This window comes from Christiangramia sediminis, from assembly GCF_020552705.1.
GTDB lineage: Bacteria > Bacteroidota > Bacteroidia > Flavobacteriales > Flavobacteriaceae > Christiangramia > Christiangramia sediminis.
Genome location: NZ_JAJBZG010000002.1, coordinates 762,820 through 783,332 on the forward strand (window position 1 = coordinate 762,820; position 20,513 = coordinate 783,332).

Annotated in this window: 26 protein-coding genes; 2 read left to right on the forward strand and 24 right to left on the reverse strand. The window is 38.0% G+C overall.

The genetic code is table 11. The features are described from left to right. Positions 1-57: 57 nt before the first annotated feature. Together LGQ90_RS07930 and LGQ90_RS07935 are read left to right on the forward strand one after the other, a co-directional pair. Positions 58-1,494 (forward strand): SDR family oxidoreductase, encoded by a 1,437-nt coding sequence (locus LGQ90_RS07930; protein WP_229339895.1) that lies wholly within the window; start codon positions 58-60, stop codon positions 1,492-1,494. 49 nt (positions 1,495-1,543) lie between these two features. Continuing rightward, positions 1,544-3,022: a BCCT family transporter gene (locus LGQ90_RS07935; RefSeq protein ID WP_229339897.1), complete on the forward strand. Its 1,479-nt coding sequence runs from the start codon at positions 1,544-1,546 to the stop codon at positions 3,020-3,022. Here the strand turns inward: LGQ90_RS07935 and ctlX are convergent. From ctlX to rplE, 24 genes are all read right to left on the reverse strand, one after another. After that, a complete protein-coding gene (gene ctlX / locus LGQ90_RS07940) occupies positions 3,019-3,945 on the reverse strand; it encodes a citrulline utilization hydrolase CtlX (protein ID WP_229339899.1) in 927 nt (308 codons plus the stop codon). The genes LGQ90_RS07935 and ctlX overlap by 4 nt on opposite strands. 10 nt (positions 3,946-3,955) lie before the next feature. Next, the gene (locus LGQ90_RS07945) at positions 3,956-4,867 is read right to left on the reverse strand and encodes a dimethylarginine dimethylaminohydrolase family protein (RefSeq protein WP_229339901.1); all 912 of its coding nucleotides are present in this window, start codon (positions 4,865-4,867) and stop codon (positions 3,956-3,958) included. Between the two features lie 81 nt (positions 4,868-4,948). Then, a complete protein-coding gene (locus LGQ90_RS07950) occupies positions 4,949-6,235 on the reverse strand; it encodes a citrate synthase (protein WP_229339903.1) in 1,287 nt (428 codons plus the stop codon). Between the two features lie 264 nt (positions 6,236-6,499). Beyond that, positions 6,500-8,047: a glycogen synthase gene (locus tag LGQ90_RS07955; RefSeq protein WP_229339905.1), complete on the reverse strand. Its 1,548-nt coding sequence runs from the start codon at positions 8,045-8,047 to the stop codon at positions 6,500-6,502. A gap of 156 nt (positions 8,048-8,203) precedes the next feature. Beyond that, positions 8,204-9,493 carry a phosphopyruvate hydratase gene (eno, locus tag LGQ90_RS07960; protein ID WP_229339907.1) on the reverse strand — a complete coding sequence of 430 codons (1,290 nt, stop codon included), beginning with the start codon at positions 9,491-9,493 and terminating at the stop codon, positions 8,204-8,206. A 134-nt stretch (positions 9,494-9,627) separates the two neighbouring features. Then, positions 9,628-10,107 (reverse strand): hypothetical protein, encoded by a 480-nt coding sequence (locus LGQ90_RS07965; RefSeq protein ID WP_229339909.1) that lies wholly within the window; start codon positions 10,105-10,107, stop codon positions 9,628-9,630. Positions 10,108-10,277: 170 nt separating this feature from the next. Further along, positions 10,278-10,808, reverse strand: coding sequence for a hypothetical protein (locus LGQ90_RS07970; protein ID WP_229339911.1), 531 nt, complete (start codon positions 10,806-10,808; stop codon positions 10,278-10,280). A gap of 130 nt (positions 10,809-10,938) precedes the next feature. Continuing rightward, positions 10,939-12,051 carry a glutamine-hydrolyzing carbamoyl-phosphate synthase small subunit gene (gene carA / locus LGQ90_RS07975; protein ID WP_229339913.1) on the reverse strand — a complete coding sequence of 371 codons (1,113 nt, stop codon included), beginning with the start codon at positions 12,049-12,051 and terminating at the stop codon, positions 10,939-10,941. Between the two features lie 115 nt (positions 12,052-12,166). Continuing rightward, positions 12,167-12,712: a 50S ribosomal protein L17 gene (gene rplQ, locus LGQ90_RS07980; RefSeq protein ID WP_229339915.1), complete on the reverse strand. Its 546-nt coding sequence runs from the start codon at positions 12,710-12,712 to the stop codon at positions 12,167-12,169. Between the two features lie 99 nt (positions 12,713-12,811). Continuing rightward, a complete protein-coding gene (locus tag LGQ90_RS07985; protein ID WP_229339917.1) occupies positions 12,812-13,804 on the reverse strand; it encodes a DNA-directed RNA polymerase subunit alpha in 993 nt (330 codons plus the stop codon). Positions 13,805-13,826: 22 nt separating this feature from the next. Beyond that, positions 13,827-14,432, reverse strand: coding sequence for a 30S ribosomal protein S4 (rpsD, locus tag LGQ90_RS07990; RefSeq protein WP_229339919.1), 606 nt, complete (start codon positions 14,430-14,432; stop codon positions 13,827-13,829). A gap of 83 nt (positions 14,433-14,515) precedes the next feature. Continuing rightward, positions 14,516-14,917, reverse strand: coding sequence for a 30S ribosomal protein S11 (rpsK, locus tag LGQ90_RS07995; protein WP_089666517.1), 402 nt, complete (start codon positions 14,915-14,917; stop codon positions 14,516-14,518). Between the two features lie 8 nt (positions 14,918-14,925). Further along, a complete protein-coding gene (gene rpsM, locus LGQ90_RS08000) occupies positions 14,926-15,300 on the reverse strand; it encodes a 30S ribosomal protein S13 (RefSeq protein WP_229339921.1) in 375 nt (124 codons plus the stop codon). Positions 15,301-15,302: 2 nt separating this feature from the next. Beyond that, positions 15,303-15,419, reverse strand: a complete 117-nt coding sequence (gene ykgO, locus LGQ90_RS08005; protein WP_010519235.1) for a type B 50S ribosomal protein L36 — start codon at positions 15,417-15,419, stop codon at positions 15,303-15,305. A 116-nt stretch (positions 15,420-15,535) separates the two neighbouring features. Next, on the reverse strand, positions 15,536-15,751 hold the full coding sequence (gene infA / locus LGQ90_RS08010) for a translation initiation factor IF-1 (RefSeq protein WP_123216423.1): 216 nt from the start codon (positions 15,749-15,751) through the stop codon (positions 15,536-15,538). A 2-nt stretch (positions 15,752-15,753) separates the two neighbouring features. After that, the gene (gene secY / locus LGQ90_RS08015) at positions 15,754-17,091 is read right to left on the reverse strand and encodes a preprotein translocase subunit SecY (RefSeq protein WP_229339923.1); all 1,338 of its coding nucleotides are present in this window, start codon (positions 17,089-17,091) and stop codon (positions 15,754-15,756) included. 11 nt (positions 17,092-17,102) lie between these two features. Next, positions 17,103-17,555, reverse strand: coding sequence for a 50S ribosomal protein L15 (rplO, locus tag LGQ90_RS08020; RefSeq protein ID WP_011710677.1), 453 nt, complete (start codon positions 17,553-17,555; stop codon positions 17,103-17,105). A gap of 9 nt (positions 17,556-17,564) precedes the next feature. Then, the gene (gene rpmD / locus LGQ90_RS08025) at positions 17,565-17,747 is read right to left on the reverse strand and encodes a 50S ribosomal protein L30 (RefSeq protein ID WP_026933557.1); all 183 of its coding nucleotides are present in this window, start codon (positions 17,745-17,747) and stop codon (positions 17,565-17,567) included. Between the two features lie 13 nt (positions 17,748-17,760). Further along, positions 17,761-18,285, reverse strand: coding sequence for a 30S ribosomal protein S5 (gene rpsE, locus LGQ90_RS08030; RefSeq protein ID WP_089666512.1), 525 nt, complete (start codon positions 18,283-18,285; stop codon positions 17,761-17,763). A gap of 5 nt (positions 18,286-18,290) precedes the next feature. Beyond that, entirely contained in the window at positions 18,291-18,647 is a 357-nt protein-coding gene (rplR, locus tag LGQ90_RS08035; protein WP_229339925.1) for a 50S ribosomal protein L18, read from the reverse strand. 12 nt (positions 18,648-18,659) lie between these two features. Then, complete coding sequence (rplF, locus tag LGQ90_RS08040) at positions 18,660-19,202, reverse strand: 50S ribosomal protein L6 (protein WP_229339927.1); 543 nt, start codon at positions 19,200-19,202, stop codon at positions 18,660-18,662. 19 nt (positions 19,203-19,221) lie between these two features. Then, the gene (gene rpsH, locus LGQ90_RS08045; RefSeq protein ID WP_026933554.1) at positions 19,222-19,620 is read right to left on the reverse strand and encodes a 30S ribosomal protein S8; all 399 of its coding nucleotides are present in this window, start codon (positions 19,618-19,620) and stop codon (positions 19,222-19,224) included. A gap of 69 nt (positions 19,621-19,689) precedes the next feature. Further along, positions 19,690-19,959, reverse strand: a complete 270-nt coding sequence (rpsN, locus tag LGQ90_RS08050; RefSeq protein ID WP_011710683.1) for a 30S ribosomal protein S14 — start codon at positions 19,957-19,959, stop codon at positions 19,690-19,692. A 2-nt stretch (positions 19,960-19,961) separates the two neighbouring features. After that, complete coding sequence (gene rplE, locus LGQ90_RS08055) at positions 19,962-20,513, reverse strand: 50S ribosomal protein L5 (protein ID WP_229339929.1); 552 nt, start codon at positions 20,511-20,513, stop codon at positions 19,962-19,964.

Genomic DNA, 20,513 nt, shown 5'->3' on the forward strand with positions numbered 1-20,513 from the left:
ATTAATCTGAGGTGAAAGTAAGAATTAAATCTCTAATTTGATATTCAAAATCTTCGAATGCGCATATTACTTACGGGTGCCAATGGTTATATAGGAATGAGGCTTCTGCCTCAGTTACTTGAACAGGGACATGAAGTAATCTGTGCCGTTCGAAATAAGAATAGATTTACTTCTAATAAAGAGCTTAAGGAGAAAGTTGAGGTTGTAGAACTGGATTTCCTTGAAGATGATACTGCCCCGGAGAAAATAAAAAATATCGACGTCGCTTATTATCTCATACATTCCATGACCGCATCTACGAAAGACTTTGATAAGCAGGAAGCCCAGGCTGCGGAGAATTTCAAGAAGATGATGTCTGAAACCACCGTAAATCAGGTGATTTATCTTAGCGGGATCATTAACGAAGAAAAACTTTCCAAACATTTAGAATCCAGGAAAGCCGTTGAAGAAATCCTGTATAAGGGGGATTTTAATTTAACAGTCTTGCGGGCTGCGATTATTGTTGGCTCGGGTAGTTCTTCTTTTGAAATTATTCGTGATCTCTGCGAGAAATTGCCGGTAATGGTGACTCCAAAATGGGTGAAAACAAAATCTCAACCAATTGCCATAAGAAATATCATTCAATATCTCACCGGCGTTATTGGTCGTGAAGAATGTTATAATGAATCTTTTGATGTTGGCGGACCTGATGTCCTCACCTACCAGGATATGATGGAGCAATATGCTGAAATCAGGGGATTAAAGCTATGGATCGTGGGTGTTCCTTTTATGTCTCCAAAATTGAGTTCCTACTGGCTCTATTTTGTAACCTCAACTTCTTACAGATTAGCCCAAAATCTTGTCGACAGCATGTCAGTGGAAGTGATTACGCGTGATACCCGGCTAAAAGAAATATTGAATATCGAGCTTATCCCATATAAAGAAGCGATTGAACTGGCTTTTTATAAAATTGAACAAAACGAGGTCATCTCAAGCTGGAAAGATTCATTAAGTAGCGGAAGGTTTAGAAAAGAACTGAACAAATATATCCAGATCCCGAAATATGGTTGCCTTCTGGATGAAAAATCTGTAAAAGTAAATGATCCTGAAGCAGCCCTGGAAAGAATCTGGGCAATTGGCGGGTTGAATGGCTGGTATTATGGAAACTGGCTTTGGAAAGTAAGAGGATATCTTGATAAACTTGCCGGTGGAGTTGGTCTTAGAAGAGGCCGAACCCACCCGACGAAAATCAATGCGGGGGATTCTTTAGATTTCTGGCGGGTTTTACTGGCGGATAAAGAGGAAAAAAGATTACTCTTATTTGCTGAAATGAAGGTTCCCGGGGAAGCCTGGCTGGAATTCAAGATAGATGAAAATAATGTGTTACACCAGACTGCCACCTTCAGGCCTAAAGGTTTAGTTGGGCGGGCTTACTGGTATTCTATGTATCCGTTTCATTATTTCATATTTGAGGGTATGATCAACAAAATTGCGAAGGGCATTAAAAAAGATTAGTTTTATTGCATATGCACTACTCAACTTGAAGCCAGATTTCAACAATTTATTGAAGAATAAGGAATTTTCGATATCTGCGAGCATCCTTATTCTAAGCTCTGTTCTAATTTTCGCATTTACAGATCAGTTCTATAACAGTATTGAAGAAATATCACTGTGGGTCAGGGAATATTTCGGAACATTTTATCTCTGGCTGGGATTAGGCTGTGTAGTTTTTCTTTTAATGACCGCTTTTTCAAAATTTGGCAGGATCAGGCTGGGAAATTCACCACCGGAATTTGACAGATTATCCTGGATTGCCATGCTTTATTCCGCCGGAATGGGAGCAGGTATATTATTACGAGCCGTGCAGGAACCGGTTTTTATGCTGAAGAACCCTCCCATCCAGACCGGGCTAACCTCTGAAATTATTTCCCTGGAATACACCTTTTATCAATGGGGTTTTACCGCCTGGGCTTTTTATGGCCTTTTTGCACTGGTAATTGGTTACTCGATATTTGTTGAAAAAGCTAATGTTCGTTTAAGTTCCGCCTTTAAAGAGTTTAAGAAATTGCGTTTTTTACCTTCTTCCATAGACATTCTCACTATTCTTACTACAGTAATTGGCCTTGTCGCCGCAATTGGCCTAGGAACCACGCAAATTGAGGGTGGACTTAGCCATCTTGAATCCCGCGAACCGGGATCATTATTATTAAATATGGGCCTGGTATTGCTAATTTGTGTATTGGCATTCACATCTGCATGGGCCGGAGTAAATAAAGGAATAAAAAGGATCTCCAACTGGAATATCTATGTGGCGATTCTGCTTATGCTCTTTGTTTTCCTAACTGGAAATATGTCTGAAATTCTCCTGAATTTCATAACCTCCTTCTATCATTATATCATTGATTTTATTCCTTTAAGCCTGGCCATTGGAGATTATGATCCCGGAGTTAAATTTCTTACTGATTGGACTTATTATTACTGGGCATTCTGGCTGGCCTGGGCGCCATTTACTGGAATATTTATCGCGCGAATCTCTCAAGGCAGAAGCATCAGAGAGATGATATTGGGTGTTCTACTCATACCTTCCATAGGAAGCTTTTTCTGGTTTAGCGTGTTTGGAACCTCAGCATTTGAATTGATTGAAAGCTGGAATACTTACAATAATGAATTCGGAAATGTTTTCACCTCCATGTTCGTGTTTTTTGAAGCTTATCCCCTCCCGGTGATTACCAGCATTACCGTAATAATCTTACTTATTAGTTTTCTGGTTACCTCGGTGGATTCAGCAATTTTCGTATTAAGTATGTTTACCGATAATGGCAATCCTGAACCGAAAAAAAAATACCGCCTGGCCTGGGCGGTATTGATCTTTATTTTTTGTGAGGCGATTATTGTTCTTGGTCAGGTTAAACCCAACTCTGATGTATTAACTGCCATGCAGAAATTTTTAATAATCAGTTCTCTGCCTTTTGCTTTTTTAAGCGTACTGATCATTCTTCTTTTCAGCATAAAATTATTCCGAAGAAGATCGGAGAAATTCTAGACTTTTGGCAGGAATACTTCAGCCATCATACATCTGGCGCTTCCCCCACCACAGGTTTCTATCGTCTGGATTTCTGAACTAAGAATCTCACAATGCTTTTCAATTCTGGAGACCTGGTCTTTGGTTAAACTTCGGTGTGCCCTGGCGCTCATCACCAGATATTTTTTCCCTTCAGCTCCTTGTACCTGCAACATATTTCCGGCGAATTCGTGCATTTGCTCTTCGCTGATGGAGATGATCTCTTTTTCATCCATCTTTAAATGCTTGACCACATTTTTTCGTTCCTTTTTATCGTCTATCGTATCCAGACAGATCACCGCAAACTCTTCAGCAATGCACATCATCACATTCGTATGATATATAGGAAGTCTTTTATCCTCCACACTTTGATAAGCATTAAATATAACCGGGGTAAATTCAAAATCCTCACAAAACTCGATCAAAAGATCTTCATCTGCACGGGGAGAAATAGCACAATAAGCTTTTTGGTGTACCCTGTCCAGGATAAGACTTCCGGTTCCTTCCAGAAATACATCATCTTCTTCTGCTACCGTATAATCTACTATTTCTGTAATTTTAAATCCTGCATCTTCCAGTTGAGCAAAATAATTAAGTCTTCGCTCTTTTCTTCTGTTTTCAGCAAACATGGGATAAAGAGCAATTTGCCCATCTTCATGGAAAGAAACCCAGTTATTTGGGAAGATGGAATCTGGCGTATCGTCTGCCGGGATATCATCTACCACCACAACATTTACACCTACCGCTCTTAGCTTCTCCACAAAAATGTCAAACTCCTGTGTGGCAAATTCATTAACATCATCTCCTTCCATTTTGGTCTGGAAATAATTATTTACCGCGGTTTGTTCATTCATTCTGAATCCCACCGGTCTAACCATTAATATCGTATCTGTAATCTGCTTCATCTTAAAATTTTTAGTCCCTAATTAAAGGTAGGGTTGAACAGCGCAACAAGCCTTCTTGCTTAGAAATTTCAGCATAAGGCACTTCTTCAACAGTGATTCCCTGTTCTCTCAGCCAGGTATTCAATCTTGTAAATCCTTTTTCTGAAATCACCACATCTTCAGAGATCGAAAAAATATTTGAATTCATGTGATACATTTCATCCTGAGTGATCTCATAAATATTCTCTTTTCCGAAGAAATTCACCAACCACTTATATTCTTCTTCAATAAGAAATCCTTCTTTGTAAATAATTGCTTTGTTTTTACCTACCGGCTGAAAACAACAATCTAAATGCAAGGCGTTGTCTCTTGCGATCGTATTAGACTTTTTCAGGCTAAAAGAAATCACCTTCTTATCTGGAAACTCCTTTTCCAGGGCTTCCACAGCTTTCAGGTTAGTTCGTGCCGTAATAAAATCCTTATAATCCTTGCCCTTATAGGTTCCAACAAAAATATAATCGCCCATAGGCATCACATCACCACCTTCAATATGAGCATCTTCCGGAAGTGTAATGATCTTAGACGGGGCTATTTGCTCAACCACATGCTCTATGGCATCAATCTCCTGATCGCGATCTGGTAAAATATTAGATTTGATAAATTTATCATCTATCACAAAGGCGATATCGCGGGTAAATATCTGGTTATAATCTTCAATTATTTTAGGGCGATAAACCTCAACATCATATTTTTTAAGAACAGCGGCCACAGATTCAATTTCTTTAACCATTTCCTCTTCTATAGGATAAGTTCCCGCCTTAATATGCTCCTGTGACTTTGGGTCGTAAGCCTCCTCTAAGGTAGGAATAGGTCCGTTACTTTTAGCAGTTCCAAGGACCACTGCCCTGAGTCTTGAAGTTTCGTTTTTTATATGCAATTTCATTGCTGATATTTTGACAAATATAAAAAAGCTCCATCCGATGATGAAGCTTTTTTAATTAATTCACAACAGATAAATAATAGATTATTTTCTGCTCCCAAGTGGTTTAAAATCTCTGTGATTCTCACCGATATAAATCTGACGTGGACGACCAATTGGTTCTTTCTTCAATCTCATTTCTCTCCATTGAGCGATCCAACCAGGAAGTCTACCAAGAGCAAACATCACGGTGAACATATCAACAGGAATTCCAAGCGCACGATAAATAATTCCTGAATAAAAATCTACGTTTGGATATAATTTTCTTTTTACGAAATAATCGTCTTCTAGAGCTTCTTTCTCAAGGCCTTTAGCAATATCCAACACCGGATCTTCAACTCCTAATTGTGCTAGCACTTCATCAGCAGATTTTTTAATGATCTTAGCTCTTGGATCAAAGTTCTTATAGACACGGTGTCCAAAGCCCATTAGACGGAATGGATCATCTTTATCTTTTGCTTTCTGCATGAATTTATGGGTATCTCCCCCATCTTCTTTGATCTTTTCAAGCATTTCAATTACCGCCTGATTGGCACCACCGTGAAGTGGACCCCAAAGAGCAGAAATACCTGCGGAAAGTGAAGCGAATAATCCGGCATGAGACGAACCAACCATTCTTACGGTAGAAGTAGAACAGTTTTGCTCATGATCTGCGTGCAAAATTAATAGTTTGTCTAAAGCATCAATAACCGCTTTATCTACACTATAGGTCTTATTAGGCTTTTCGAACATCATTTTATGCAGATTCTCTACATAACCCAGATCTTCGTCACCATAGTTAAGCGGAAGACTATTCTTTTTTCTTAACGTCCAGGCAGCAAGTACCGGAAATTTACCAAGGATCTTCACGATCGCTTTATACATATCATCTTCTGAAGAAACATCTACAGACGAAGGATTAAATGCGATCAAAGCACTGGTTAATGAGGAAAGAACTCCCATTGGATGGGCCGATTTTGGAAATCCGTCAAGGATTTTCTTCATCTCCTCATCTACATGAGATTGCTCTTTAATATCCTTATTGAACTTATCTAGTTGTTCTTTATTTGGTAATTCTCCAAAGATGAGCAGGTATACAACCTCAAGAAAATCTGCTTTTTCAGCTAGATCTTCAATAGCATAACCACGATATCTAAGGATACCCTTTTCCCCGTCCAAAAATGTGATAGCACTCTCGCAGCTTCCAGTATTCTTAAATCCAGGATCTAAAGTGATAATTCCGGCTTCTCCACGAAGCTTTTTAATATCTACCCCTATTTCATCTTCGGTTCCCACGGTAACGGGAAACTCATATTTCTTTCCGTCAAATTCGAGTGTCGCTGTTTTAGACATATTATATATTGTTCTTTTAGATTAATTTTTAAGGATTGCTAAATTACGAAATTTAGTGTTAAAATTATTTTAAGCAGAGTATCGAAATTTCATAAATACCCTGATTTTATTCAGTTTTCGTGAATTTTAACTTTAGGTAACCAAAAACTTAGGCTTGTTTTAATAAGAATGGCCTGAATATGGAAAAAATCAAGCTTTCTATATATAGTATCTATCCACAAATAAACAATGTCATTACATATTGAAAACTATATCATATCCATTTTATTTATTGATATTATATAGATCTTTGTAATATTCATTCACAGATTTTTCCCAGGTGAATCGCTTCTTTTTGGCATTCATACATATTTTTTTCCATCCTTTTTTATCATTAAAAAACAGATCAACTGCTTCAGAAAATACTTTTACGAAATTTTTGGTCTTTTCTGTGGTCGTTTTTCCGTCGAAACTAAATCCTGTCTTACCATGAATTACGGTATCTTTTAAGCCACCCGTGTGATGCACCAAACATGGCTGTCCTTTTCTCATAGCCAACATCTGGCTAATTCCACAAGGTTCAAACTGACTCGGCATCAAGTAGAGGTTTGATTCCTGATACAACATATCAATGATACTATCTGACTGGGCATTTATGAAAATGAAATTCTTATGTTTATAACTGGCATCCCTGAAAATTGTCTCATATTCGGGGGCGCCTGTTCCTAAGAGAATATAAACCCCATTTACTTCAGCAAGCTTTTTCATTAAGCCACCTAGGACTTCCGGATTTTCTTTGAAGAAGAAAAATTTTTGTTCCGTTAACCTGGCAACACTGGAGCAAATAAAGTCAGGTTTCTTTTCCTGCCACCTGGTGATCTTTTCGCCTGTATGAGCGAGATAATGTGCTTTATAATCTTTCTTTTCTTCCTGAAGCCATCTAAACAATCTTCGAATACATTGCCTTAAAAGTATTCCTTTTTCAACCTCCTCTATATTTGAATAATTTGCCCCGTTTAGAATACCAAAATGGCGTTTCTCCTTTTCTGCTTTTTTAAGGTCTTCTTCCAAACCTTCTCCACCAATAAAATGAGGGGGATCACTTGGCTTCTGAATATCCTCTTTATAGGATGGAGAAACGGTATGCACTGCATCTGATAGTCTTATTCCTACCGCCATTAGATTTATACAATCCGGATACCTGCGATCGTAAAGTAATTCACGGTCGTATTCCACATCTGGGAAGAAAGCATCCACCGAAGAGAAATTATTGCTAAAAGGCCGTATTCCCTGGATAGCCAGATTATGTATAGAATACACAAATCTTATATCTTTCAAAATTTTAAATCTGGGATGGAATTCCCGAAGAAATAAAAGCATGCTCGTATGCCAGTCGTGCAGGTGTATGATATCAATCTTTCCAAATACATTCTCACGGATTGCTGCTGCCACGCCTGTGCAAAAAAGTGAAAATACATTCGCGTCTGTAAAAAACGGCTGATCGGGATCATTGAAGTAAATATGTGCAATATCCCCGGCCTTAATATCGGGATGATGAAGAACGTAATGTTTCACTCCTGAAATATCCTTTTTCCCCGGTACTTCATAGATCTCAGCATTGTGAGGAACACCGCGAAAAACAAAATTTACATCAGTAATTTTATTCGCTTCAGCAATATGTAATCTGGAATAAGAAGGAGTGATCACATGTGCCTGATCTCCTCTTGCAGCTATCTGTCTGGGTACATCCCGAACTACGTCGCCCATCCCCCCCGCTTTACAGCGTGGGATTCCGTCATTTTCCGCAGCAACAAATAAAAAATTGGTCTTCAAAAGTAGTAGTTGGTTATTTATCTGAATTTAGTAATTAAGAGGCAGCTCTCACAGTTTTATTAATTAAATGATTGTTAATATAACATATTGAAAAATATGTATTAATTAAAAAAGCCCCTTCTTTCGAAGAGGCTTCATAAAATATATACTTAAAAATTACTTTATTTTGAAAGCTTTATCCTGAGGATAATAAGCTATGTGACCAAGTTCTTCTTCAATTCTTAGCAATTGGTTGTATTTAGCCATACGATCACTACGTGAAGCTGAACCAGTCTTAATCTGTCCTGTATTCAAAGCAACTGCAAGATCTGCAATGGTATTATCTTCCGTCTCTCCGGAACGGTGAGACATTACCGAGGTATAACCTGCATTATGTGCCATATTCACCGCCGCAATCGTCTCAGTTAGCGTACCAATCTGATTTACTTTAATCAATATAGAGTTTGCAATATTTTCTTTAATTCCTCTACCAAGTCTTTCCACATTAGTTACAAAAAGATCATCTCCAACTAACTGAACTTTATCTCCAATTTTATCGGTAACAGCTTTCCAACCTTCCCAGTCATTTTCATCCATTCCATCCTCGATAGAGATGATTGGATATTTTGAAGAAAGTTCGGCAAGGTATTCCGCCTGCTCTTCGCTGTTTCTTACTTTTCCTTTATCACCTTCAAACTTAGTGTAATCGTATTTTCCATCTACGAAAAATTCGGCTGCAGCACAATCCAGTGCGATCATTACATCTTTTCCTGGCTTGTACCCGGCTTTTTCAATCGCTTTCAGAATTGTATCCAAAGCATCTTCGGTTCCGTCAAGAGTTGGCGCAAAACCACCTTCGTCTCCCACAGCGGTACTTAGACCACGATCGTGAAGAACTTTCTTTAGATTATGGAAAATTTCTGTTCCCATTTTTAAGGCATGTGAAAAACTCTCTGCCATTACAGGCATGATCATGAATTCCTGAAATGCAATAGGAGCGTCACTGTGAGAACCTCCGTTGATAATATTCATCATTGGTACCGGAAGAGTATTTGCACTTACTCCACCAACGTATCTATAAAGAGGCATATTCAATTCATTAGCAGCTGCCTTGGCAACAGCAAGAGAAACACCCAATATGGCATTAGCTCCCAATTTTGATTTATTTGGAGTGCCATCAAGATCTATCATCGTTTGATCTATCAGGTTCTGTTCAAAAACTGAATAACCTAAAAGTTTCTCTGCGATCTCTCCGTTTACATTTTCAACTGCCTTCTTCACTCCCTTTCCCATGAAATCTTCTCCTCCATCACGAAGCTCAACGGCTTCATGCTCTCCTGTGGAAGCTCCGGAAGGAACCGCGGCACGGCCCATAATTCCATTTTCAGTATAAACATCTACTTCAACAGTAGGATTTCCTCTTGAGTCAAAAATCTGGCGTGCGTGAATATCTAAAATAGCGCTCATTTTCTTTTTATATTAATTAGTTGATCAATGTGCAAGATACAAAGAGAAGTATAAAAAAGCGACTGAGATCATTAGTTTTAAAGCATTTATAACATTAAAACGCACTAAAACGTTTTCGGTTTAGCAAGTTTTTATCATAATGCTGAAAAGAGATCATAATACACACGTATTCCTAAACCAATTCTGTCCTTACTACCGCCGTTGGGTTGAAAATCATAGTCTGAAAAGTCTAAAGATTGAATAACTTCCTTGGAATCTAGCCGGGTATATTTTAGATAAAAAGAAAACCAAAGATGATCCAGGCCAAGTAGATTAGCTTCAATTCCTGCGGCAAATGACCAGTAATTCTGAGATTCAGAATAGGTTTCTTTTTGTTCCAGATCATATCGTTCATTCCCGTTATAAAACAGGTAACGCCCATTTGCATATCGTTTACCAATATTATACTGGGGAATAAGGATCAATGCCGCTTCCTCATTTCCGAATTTTAATTTTGGCGCTAAGCTGAAAGAAAACGAGGTGAAATTTGCTTTATAAAGAGCGACCGGAATCGCGTTTGGGTCGGGACCTTCATCAAACTCACGTTCGGGCAGAACACCCGCATGAAAATTCACTCCTATTTCCGGAGCAAAAAATTTCCATTGATAAAGCTGACTTCCAAAGTTTAGATTTTAAAAAGCATTATTATCAAAACCGGTATGGCGAAAATATTCAAAACCTCCATACAGCACCGGATGTGTTTGGGATACTGACGTAAAAAAACTAAAGAATAAAAAGATAAATATTACTGCGCGACCAACCATCCTAACTGAAGCCCGAACAAGGGAGTTAAATAAGTATCGCCGGCATCATTGAATCCCATCCCTATTCCAAGATTTAGATTCAATTTAAATCCGCTATTATATACTCTTTGTAATCCCCAGGCTGGACCAACAAAACCTCCATAGTCATTAGCATATTCAAGATCACCGATAATTGGTTTCCCTCCAGTTAGGGAGGCAACGCCAGCGATATAGTTTCCGCTATTTTCAGAAGTCTTTTTTCCTTTATCTGCTCTTTTTTCAAAATTATAATAATAGCGATACTGAGCCTCAAAACCAGGGTAGATACCAAAAGCCTCTCCGCTATATGAAGATTTGTGGTATGCAAAACCAACTCCCAGATTCATATCTACCGTTGAATTATCTGATACTGCCAGTTCATATTCTGCGGAAGGAGCAAGAAGATTTAATGAAAATTGACTATTTGTGGTAGTTTCCTGAGAAAATGAGGTAAGAGTGGTAAAAAATAAAATGCAAAATAATAATTTTTTCATTGGGGGCTTTTTAAATGGATTTCAAAGCTAGCCGAATATTACAAAAAATCAAATTTAATTTTACACCCAAGCGTAATAAAAAAAGCCGGAACTAAAATTCCGGCTTTTTTTTATTCTTCTATTATTAGAATTAAGCTTTTATTGACTTAATTCTATCTATGAATTCATCAAACAAGTAGCTGGCATCATGTGGTCCCGGGCTGGCTTCCGGATGATATTGTACTGAAAATGTATTCTTATTTTTCATGGCCAGGCCTCCAACGGTTCCATCATTCAGACAAATATGAGTTACTTCTACATCAGGATGAGCCTCTGTCTGTTCCTTATCCACCGAAAATCCATGATTCTGGGAAGTAATTTCTCCTTTACCTGTCACCATATTTTTTACCGGGTGATTAATTCCCCTGTGACCGTGGTGCATTTTATAGGTTTTGATACCATTTGCGATAGCAATGATCTGATGCCCTAAACATATTCCGAATAAAGGATGATCTTTCTCAATGATAGTTTTGGTAACATTAATCGCACTTTCAAGGGGTTGGGGATCTCCTGGACCATTTGAAAGGAAATAACCATCTGGATTCCATTCTTTCATTTCCTCGTAAGTGGCGTTGTAAGGAAATACTTTTATGTAGGCATCCCTTTCAGAAAGGTTCCTTAGAATATTGGTTTTTATACCCACATCCAATGCTGCGATCTTATAGGTCGCATTTTCATTTCCAAAGTAATATGGTTCTTTTGTAGAAACCTTTGAAGCAAGTTCCAATCCATTCATATCTGGAACTTCAGCCAACTGTTTTTTCAAGTTCTCAATATTTGCTACATCTGTAGAGATAATAGCATTCATTGCTCCATTCTCTCTAATATAAGTAACCAGTGCTCGTGTATCTACATCTGAGATAGCAAAAATATCGCTATCATTAAGGAATTCCTCAAGAGTCTTATCTGCAGCCGGTCTTGATTCTGTATAACTAAAGTTCTTACAGATCAATCCCGCAATTTTAGCTTTATCAGATTCATTTTCATTTTTATTGGTCCCGTAATTACCAATATGTGCGTTGGTAGTAACCATTAACTGACCGTAGTAGGAAGGATCTGTAAAGATCTCCTGATAACCAGTCATTCCGGTATTAAAACAAACCTCTCCAACGGCACTTCCTTCTTTATTTCCTACAGATTTTCCGTAAAAAATAGTACCGTCTTCAAGTAAAATGATCGCCTTTCGTTTAGCCTGATATTTCATAGTTGTGTTATAGTTGCTGTTGCGTCAAATTTAAACAATTATCTATTGGGTATAAAAAAAGGATAAACTATTAAAGCTTATCCTTTTAAAATTTAGGTGGTAAAAAGAATCATTTCTATTCCTCTTTTTTATCGTCCTTTTTTTCATCAGCCTTTGGCTTTTCAGCTTTTGGCTCTTCTTTTTTAGTTTCTTTTGCAGAAGCTTCTTTTGGCTGAGCAGAAGAAGCTGTATCTTCAGCTTTCTTTTTACCAGCACGACGCGTAGATTTTTTCTTCTTAGGCTTCTCTCCTACGTTGTAGGTTTCATTGAAGTCTACTAATTCTATAAGCGCCATTTCTGCAGCATCTCCAAGACGGCTACCAAGTTTGATAACTCTGGTATATCCTCCAGGACGATCTCCTACTTTAGGAGCTACTTCACGAAACAATTCACTCACTGCTTCTTTGCTACGAAGTCTACTAAATACAATTCTTCTATTGTGAGTAGTGTCTTCTTTACATTTTGTAACTAACGGCTCTACAAATACTTTAAGAGCTTTCGCTTTAGCAACAGTGGTATTGATACGTTTATGTTCAATTAGGGAACATGCCATATTCGCAAGCATTGCCTTACGATGTGCAGTTTGTCTACCTAAATGATTTCCTTTTTTTCCGTGTCTCATGACATTTTTTGTTTCGTCATCTTGCTGCGACTCACTTTGAGGAGCAAATTATGACGGTTATTGTATTATTAATTTAGACAGTAACGTTAATGAACGTGACTAGTCTTTATCTAGTTTATATTTTGAAAGGTCCATTCCAAAGTTCAAACCTTTGTTGTTTACAAGCTCTTCAAGTTCAGTAAGTGATTTTTTACCGAAGTTTCTAAACTTCATCAAGTCATTCTTATTGTAAGAAACAAGGTCTCCTAAAGTATCAACTTCAGCTGCCTTAAGACAGTTTAGAGCTCTTACTGAAAGATCTAGATCTACCAACTTCGTTTTAAGAAGTTGTCTCATGTGAAGGGATTCTTCATCATAAGTTTCAGTTTGAGCGATCTCATCAGCTTCAAGAGTGATTCTCTCATCAGAGAATAGCATGAAGTGGTGGATAAGCGTCTTTGCTGCTTCAGTTAAAGCATCCTTAGGATGAATAGAACCGTCACTGATAATTTCAAATACCAGTTTTTCATAGTCAGTCTTCTGCTCTACACGAAAGTTTTCGATACTGTATTTTACATTCTTTATAGGAGTGTAAATAGAATCAACGAAAATTGTGCCCAGAGGAGCATTGGCTTTCTTGTTTTCTTCGGCCGGAACGTAACCTCTACCTTTCTCGATAGTAATTTCCATGTTCAGACTAACTTTCTTATCCATATGACAGATTACCTGATCTGGATTAAGAATTTGGAATCCTGAAATGAATTTCTGGAAGTGACCGGCAGTTAACTGATCTTCCCCGGAAACTGAAATAGTAACCGATTCGTTATCGATCTCATCGATTTGCCTTTTAAACCTTACCTGTTTCAGGTTAAGGATTATTTCGGTTACATCTTCCACTACTCCTGCGATGGTAGAGAATTCGTGATCTACACCTTCAATTCTTACTGAAGTGATCGCGAAACCTTCCAAAGAAGATAAAAGCACTCGTCTTAAAGCGTTACCAACGGTTAATCCATAACCAGGTTCCAAAGGGCGAAATTCAAATTTCCCTTCGAAATCGGTTGAATCAATCATTATAACTTTATCGGGCTTCTGAAAATTTAGTATTGCCATATTTCGACTTCTGTGTGAATTATTATTTCGAATATAATTCGACTATAAATTGCTCGTTAATGTTTTCAGGAATCTGAACTCTTCCAGGTACAGATACCAAAGTTCCTTCTTTCTTTTCTGAATTCCATGAAATCCATTCGTAAACACTGCTGTTATTTGATAATGATTCCTGAACCACAGCAAGTGATTTAGATTTTTCTCTAACTCCAACAACATCACCTGGCTTAATGTGGTAAGAAGGGATGTTTACTAATTCTCCGTTTACAGTGATATGACGGTGTCCAACTAACTGACGGGCAGCTCTTCTTGAAGGCGCTACACCCATACGGTACACTACGTTATCTAAACGAGATTCGCAAAGTTGAAGAAGCACCTCACCGGTAATTCCCTGTGCACGGGTTGCTTTTTCAAACATGTTGCGGAATTGACGCTCAAGAACACCATAAGTGTACTTGGCTTTTTGCTTTTCCATTAACTGGATAGCATATTCTGATTTTTTTCCACGACGACGGTTGTTACCGTGCTGCCCTGGAGGATAATTTCTTTTTTCGAAAGATTTGTCTTCACCAAAAATAGCTTCACCGAATTTACGGGCTATCTTAGTTTTTGGACCAGTATATCTTGCCATTATTATTGTTGTTTTAGAAAGGGATTATGAATTAAGGCATTAGTCCTTCGATAATCTAAATCCTCTCCTATTAATAAAATTTATTAAACTCTACGTCTCTTAGGTGGACGACAACCATTGTGTGGAAGTGGAGTAATATCGATGATTTCAGTAACCTCAATACCACTATTGTGAACTGCTCTAATCGCAGATTCCCTACCATTTCCAGGACCTTTTACATACACCTTTACTTTACGCATACCAGCTTCATGTGCTACTTTCGAAGCATCTTCAGCGGCTAATTGCGCAGCGTAAGGAGTGTTTTTCTTAGATCCTCTAAAGCCCATCTTACCTGCAGACGACCATGCTACAACATCTCCCTTTTTGTTGGTAAGAGAAATAATGATGTTGTTGAAAGAAGCAGTTACGTGTGCTTCACCGTTGGATTCAACGATTACTTTACGTTTTTTCTGAGTTTTAGCTTTTGGATTCGCTTTCTTTGCCATACTACTTACTATTTAGTTGCTTTTTTCTTGTTCGCAACTGTTTTTCTTCTTCCTTTTCTCGTTCTCGAGTTGTTCTTAGTTCTTTGGCCTCTTAAAGGAAGTCCCGCTCTATGGCGAATTCCTCTATAACAACCAATGTCCATAAGACGCTTGATACTCATTTGAACTTCAGTACGTAATTCTCCTTCGATAGTAAACTGACCAACAGCTTCACGGATTTTACCAATCTCGTCATCGTCCCAATCTGAGACTTTCTTGCTCTCGTCTACTTTAGCCTCTGCAAGTATCTCCTGAGCCCTGCTTCTGCCAATTCCGAAGATATAGGTCAATGCTATAACCCCTCGTTTTTGTTTAGGTATATCTACCCCTGCAATTCTTGCCATAATTAGCCTTGTCTTTGTTTAAATCTAGGATTCTTTTTGTTAATTACGTAAAGGCGCCCTTTTCTGCGTACAATCTTGCAGTCGGCACTTCTCTTTTTTATTGATGCTCTAACTTTCATCTTATCTCTTTTTTATTCGCTGGCAGAGTATTAACTCTTTCAGAGAAATTTTAGCTATCATAAATTTTTCAGAGTGCAAAAGTATAAAAAATTTATAAAAGGCTGAAAATTACTTTTTAGTATCTGTAAGTTATTCGAGCCTTACTTAAATCGTAAGGACTCATTTCCAGTTTCACTTTATCTCCAGGAAGTAATTTAATATAATGCATACGCATCTTTCCAGAGATATGTGCAGTCACTACGTGACCATTTTCTAACTCTACACGAAACATTGCATTAGACAATGCTTCAATGATCGTTCCGTCTTGTTCTATCGCTGCTTGCTTTGCCATAATTAAGCTACTGCTTTTCTGTTTTTACCTGTTTTCATTAATCCGTCATAGTGTCTATTCAGCAAATATGAATTTACCTGCTGCATAGTATCTATTGCAACTCCAACCATAATTAACAGCGAGGTACCTCCGAAGAATAACGCCCAGTTCTGTTGTACACCCAACAGTTGAACAACTATCGCAGGGAACACTGCAATAAGCGCCAGGAATATAGATCCTGGAAGGGTTATCTGAGACATAATGCGATCTAGATATTCAGAGGTTTCACTTCCCGGACGAATACCAGGAATAAATCCACCACTTCTCTTAAGATCATCAGCCATTTTATTTGTTGGAACTGTGATTGCAGTATAGAAATATGTAAATACAATAATTAATAATGCAAACACGAGATTATACCAAAATCCGAAAATATTCTGAAATGCTGCAGTTACCCCCTGTGCAGTGTCTGAGTCTGAAAGACCAGCAACAGCTACAGGAATGAACATAATTGCCTGGGCAAAGATGATCGGCATAACTCCTGATGCATTCAGTTTTAACGGAATATATTGTCTTGATCCGAAAACATTTTTTTCATATCCACCTGAAGCAGATCTTCTGGCATACTGAACCGGGATCTGACGTACCGCCATCACCAGCATAACCGATGCCATAATAATGGCAAACCAGATAACTAATTCTATCAGTATCATTACCAGACCACCATTCGATTCAAATACTCTTGAAGCGAATTCCTGTATAAAGGCTTGCGGCAGGGTGGCAATAATACCAACCATAATCAATAATGAAATACCGTTACCAATACCTTTATCTGTGATCTTCTCACCCAGCCACATCGCGAAGATAGTACCCGTGGTAAGTATGATTACCGAAGAAACAACAAATGTTAAGTTGTCTCCAAGCAAAAATGCCTCTCCCGGTAAGGTTGCAAACAGGTTATAAATATAACCTGGCCCCTGAACCAGAGTGATGGCAATTGTTAACCATCTAGTGATCTGATTAATTTTCTTACGCCCGCTTTCTCCTTCTTTCTGAAGTTTCTGAAGATAAGGAATTGCAATTCCCATCAACTGAACCACAATCGAAGCAGAGATATAAGGCATAATTCCCAATGCAAAAACAGAAGCGTTCGAAAACGCACCTCCAGTAAATGCATTAAGCAATCCTAATAAACCACTATCAGTTTGGTTTGCTAAATTTGAAAGCTGAGCGGCATCAATCCCGGGAAGCACTACCTGTGCACCGAAACGATAAACCAAAAGCAAACCGAGGGTAACTAAAATTCTATTTTTTAGCTCCTCGATTTTCCAAATATTTTTAATCGTATTGATGAATTTCATTTGATTATCTATTATAAAGTAACAACTTCACCTCCGGCAGCTTCAATAGCTTCTTTCGCTGAGGCCGTAAATTTATGAACAGATATTTTCAACTTAGCCTTTAATTCACCTCTACCTAATATCTTAACAAGCTCGTTTCTTCCGGCAAGACCGTTTTCAACTAGCACATCCATATCAACTGTATCCTTAATTCTTCCTTCGTCCACCAGATTCTGAAGCGTATCAAGGTTGATACCTTGATATACTTTACGGTTTCTGTTAGTGAATCCAAATTTTGGAACACGTCTTTGAAGTGGCATCTGCCCACCTTCAAAACCAATCTTTTTAGAATAACCAGAACGTGACTTGGCACCTTTGTGACCTCTGGTAGCGGTTCCACCTTTACCAGATCCTTCACCACGACCAATACGCTTGCTATTTTTTCTAACTGAACCTTCTGCAGGTTTTAAGTTACTTAAATCCATGAGAGATTATTATTTTGTTTCTTCTACAGAAACTAAGTGTTTAACTTTATTTACCATACCAAGGATGTTTGGCGTATCGTCATGCTCAACCGTTTGACCAATTTTCTTCAATCCTAAAGATTCAAGAACTAATTTTTGGTTCTTCGTGCGGTTGATTGCACTTTTTACTTTTGTGACTTTTATCTTTCCCATCTTATTCCTTGATTTATCCTTTAAAAACCTTTTCCAATGAAACACCTCTCTGTTTTGCAACAGTATCAGCACTTCTTAATTGTAATAAGGCATCAAAAGTAGCTTTTACAACGTTATGCGGGTTTGACGATCCCTGGTTCTTAGAAAGTACATCATGTACTCCTACAGATTCCAATACCGCACGAATCGCACCACCAGCAATAATACCGGTACCAGCAGCAGCAGGAAGAAGCATTACTCTTGCTCCACCATACTTACCTTTTTGTTCGTGAGGTAAAGTTCCTTTATGTAAAGGAATGCGTACCAGATTTTTCTTAGCGTCTTCTACCGCTTTGGAGATAGCGTCTGCCACTTCCTTGGATTTACCAAGTCCCTGACCTACAACACCATTCTCATCACCTACTACAACAATAGCAGAGAATCCAAATGCTCTACCACCTTTAGTAACCTTAGTAACACGTTGTACTCCAACCAAACGATCTTTTAATTCAAGACCTCCTGGTTTTACATGTTCTACGTTTTTATAATCTTGATACATATTTTCTAGAATTTTAGTCCGCCTTCGCGAGCACCTTCTGCTAATGATTTAACTCTACCGTGATATAAATATCCACCTCTATCAAAAGAGATTGTATCTATTCCGGCTTTCTTCGCTTTCTCTGCAATGGCTTTTCCTACCATTTGAGCCTGCTCTTTTCTATCTGCAGAAGCAGAAGCGATCTCTTTATCTCTTGAAGAAGCTGATGCTAAAGTCTTACCTTCTACATCATCTATAATCTGAGCATAAATTTCTTTATTGCTTCTAAAAACAGATAATCTTGGACGGCTTTCAGTACCAACGATATCCCTACGGATACGTTTTCTGATTTTATTTCTTCTATCTAATTTTGATAATGCCATAACTAAACTTTATTAAGCTGATTTACCTGCTTTTCTTCTCAATTGCTCTCCTACAAACTTGATACCTTTTCCTTTGTATGGTTCAGGTGCTCTGAATGAACGGATCTTCGCTGCAACCTGTCCTACAAGTTGTTTATCATGAGAAGTTACCTTTACGATAGGGTTCTTACCTTTTTCTGAGATTGTCTCCACCTTAACTTCGGGAGCCAAATCTAGTACAATATTGTGGGAATAACCAACAGCAAGATCTAACTTGTTGCCCTGGTTGCTAGCACGGTAACCTACACCCACTAATTCTAGTGACTTAGTATAACCGTTTGTAACCCCTTCAATCATATTGTTAACCAAGGCACGATATAAACCATGCTTTGCTTTCTGATCACTTTTTTCTGAAGAGCGCTCAAAAGAAATTACGTTATCTTCGATCTTAACGTCGATATCCTTAACTTCCTGCTTAAGCTCTCCCAATTTTCCTTTTACCGTTACAACACCATCTTTGAGATCTACTGTCACTCCTTCTGGAATTGTAATTGGGTTTTTACCTATTCTTGACATTTCTTTAGTCTTTTAAGTATTAGTAAACGTAGCACAATACCTCACCACCAACTTTATCAGCTTTCGCTTGCTTACCAGTCATCACTCCATGAGAAGTAGATACGATGGCAATTCCAAGACCATTAAGGATTCTTGGGATCTCAGTTGATCCGGCATATTTACGTAAACCAGGTTTACTTATTCTTTGAATTTTCTTAATTACCGGCTCTTTAGTTAATTTATCATACTTAAGAGCGATCTTGATAGTTCCCTGAGCGGTAGTATCTTCGAATTTGTAACTAAGAATATATCCTTGATCGAATAATATCTTAGTGATCTCTTTTTTAACATTAGAAGCAGGAATTTCCACTACTCTGTGGTTTGCAGCATTTGCATTCCTGATTCTTGTTAAGTAATCTGCAATAGGATCTGTATTCATTTATTTTTATTTGCGAATGTGGTTTTCATCCCGATAACTACCTGGAGAACCTTCATTCAATTTATAATTTTACCAGCTTGCTTTCTTTACTCCTGGGATAAGACCCTGATTAGCCATTTCTCTGAACATTACACGAGAAAGACCAAATTGTCTCATATACCCTTTAGGTCTACCAGTTAATTTACATCTGTTATGTAAACGAACCGGAGAAGAGTTCTTTGGCAATTTCTGTAGGCCTTCATAATCACCAGCTTCTTTAAGAGCGGCTCTTTTTTCAGCGTACTTCTTTACCAATTTCTGTCTTTTTACCTCACGGGCTTTCATTGATTCTTTAGCCATAATTAGTTCTTTTTAAAAGGTAATCCTAGTTCGGTTAACAATGCTTTTGCTTCCTTATCGGTTTCAGCAGTTGTAACAAATGTGATATCCATTCCAGCAATTCTATTTACTGCATCAATATCGATCTCTGGGAAAATGATCTGCTCAGTGATCCCTAAGTTATAATTACCTCTACCATCAAATCCATTAGATTTTATACCGTTGAAATCACGTACACGTGGTAACGCACTAGTGATTAATCTGTCTAAGAATTCATACATTCTATATCCACGTAAAGTAACTTTAGCACCAATTGGCATTCCTTTACGAAGTTTAAACGATGCAACATCCTTCTTCGAAATAGTAGAAACGGCCTTTTGACCACTAATAGCAGTAAGTTCGTCTAAAGCATGATCGATAAGTTTTTTATCGGCTACTGCTCCACCAACTCCACGGCTAATTACTATTTTCGTAAGTTTTGGCACCTCCATTACATTGGAGTAGCTGAATTCTTCCTTAAGAGTACTTTTTACTCTCTCGTTATATTCCTGTCTAAGTCTTGGTACGTATGCCAT

Excerpts from the sequence above, each read along its gene's own strand:
- rpsM (WP_229339921.1), bottom strand. The coding sequence starts at position 15,300 with ATGGCAAGAATTGCAGGGGTAGATATACCTAAACAAAAACGAGGGGTT.
- infA (WP_123216423.1), bottom strand. The coding sequence starts at position 15,751 with ATGGCAAAGCAAGCAGCGATAGAACAAGACGGAACGATCATTGAAGCA.
- LGQ90_RS07945 (WP_229339901.1), bottom strand. The coding sequence starts at position 4,867 with ATGAAATTGCATATAAAAAACGAAACTTCAAGACTCAGGGCAGTGGTC.
- rplE (WP_229339929.1), bottom strand. The coding sequence starts at position 20,513 with ATGGCATACGTACCAAGACTTAGACAGGAATATAACGAGAGAGTAAAA.
- LGQ90_RS07970 (WP_229339911.1), bottom strand. The coding sequence starts at position 10,808 with ATGAAAAAATTATTATTTTGCATTTTATTTTTTACCACTCTTACCTCA.
- rpsK (WP_089666517.1), bottom strand. The coding sequence starts at position 14,917 with ATGGCAAAGAAAGCGAATCCAAAAGCTAAAACTCAGAAAAAACGTAAA.
- rplO (WP_011710677.1), bottom strand. The coding sequence starts at position 17,555 with ATGGATTTAAGTAACTTAAAACCTGCAGAAGGTTCAGTTAGAAAAAAT.
- rplQ (WP_229339915.1), bottom strand. The coding sequence starts at position 12,712 with ATGAGACACGGAAAAAAAGGAAATCATTTAGGTAGACAAACTGCACAT.
- carA (WP_229339913.1), bottom strand. The coding sequence starts at position 12,051 with ATGAAATATCAGGCTAAACGAAAGGCGATCATTTTACTTGAAGACGGT.
- ykgO (WP_010519235.1), bottom strand. The coding sequence starts at position 15,419 with ATGAAAGTTAGAGCATCAATAAAAAAGAGAAGTGCCGACTGCAAGATT.
- eno (WP_229339907.1), bottom strand. The coding sequence starts at position 9,493 with ATGAGCGCTATTTTAGATATTCACGCACGCCAGATTTTTGACTCAAGA.
- LGQ90_RS07950 (WP_229339903.1), bottom strand. The coding sequence starts at position 6,235 with ATGTCTAAAACAGCGACACTCGAATTTGACGGAAAGAAATATGAGTTT.
- rplR (WP_229339925.1), bottom strand. The coding sequence starts at position 18,647 with ATGGCATTATCAAAATTAGATAGAAGAAATAAAATCAGAAAACGTATC.
- LGQ90_RS07930 (WP_229339895.1), top strand. The coding sequence starts at position 58 with ATGCGCATATTACTTACGGGTGCCAATGGTTATATAGGAATGAGGCTT.
- rpsN (WP_011710683.1), bottom strand. The coding sequence starts at position 19,959 with ATGGCTAAAGAATCAATGAAAGCCCGTGAGGTAAAAAGACAGAAATTG.
- rpsE (WP_089666512.1), bottom strand. The coding sequence starts at position 18,285 with ATGTATCAAGATTATAAAAACGTAGAACATGTAAAACCAGGAGGTCTT.
- ctlX (WP_229339899.1), bottom strand. The coding sequence starts at position 3,945 with ATGAAGCAGATTACAGATACGATATTAATGGTTAGACCGGTGGGATTC.
- rpsD (WP_229339919.1), bottom strand. The coding sequence starts at position 14,432 with ATGGCAAGATATACTGGTCCAAAAACTAAGATAGCCCGTAAATTCGGT.
- LGQ90_RS07985 (WP_229339917.1), bottom strand. The coding sequence starts at position 13,804 with ATGGCAATACTAAATTTTCAGAAGCCCGATAAAGTTATAATGATTGAT.
- rplF (WP_229339927.1), bottom strand. The coding sequence starts at position 19,202 with ATGTCAAGAATAGGTAAAAACCCAATTACAATTCCAGAAGGAGTGACA.
- secY (WP_229339923.1), bottom strand. The coding sequence starts at position 17,091 with ATGAAATTCATCAATACGATTAAAAATATTTGGAAAATCGAGGAGCTA.
- rpmD (WP_026933557.1), bottom strand. The coding sequence starts at position 17,747 with ATGGGAAAGATAAAAGTCACAAAAGTAAAAAGTGCAATCAACCGCACG.
- rpsH (WP_026933554.1), bottom strand. The coding sequence starts at position 19,620 with ATGAATACAGATCCTATTGCAGATTACTTAACAAGAATCAGGAATGCA.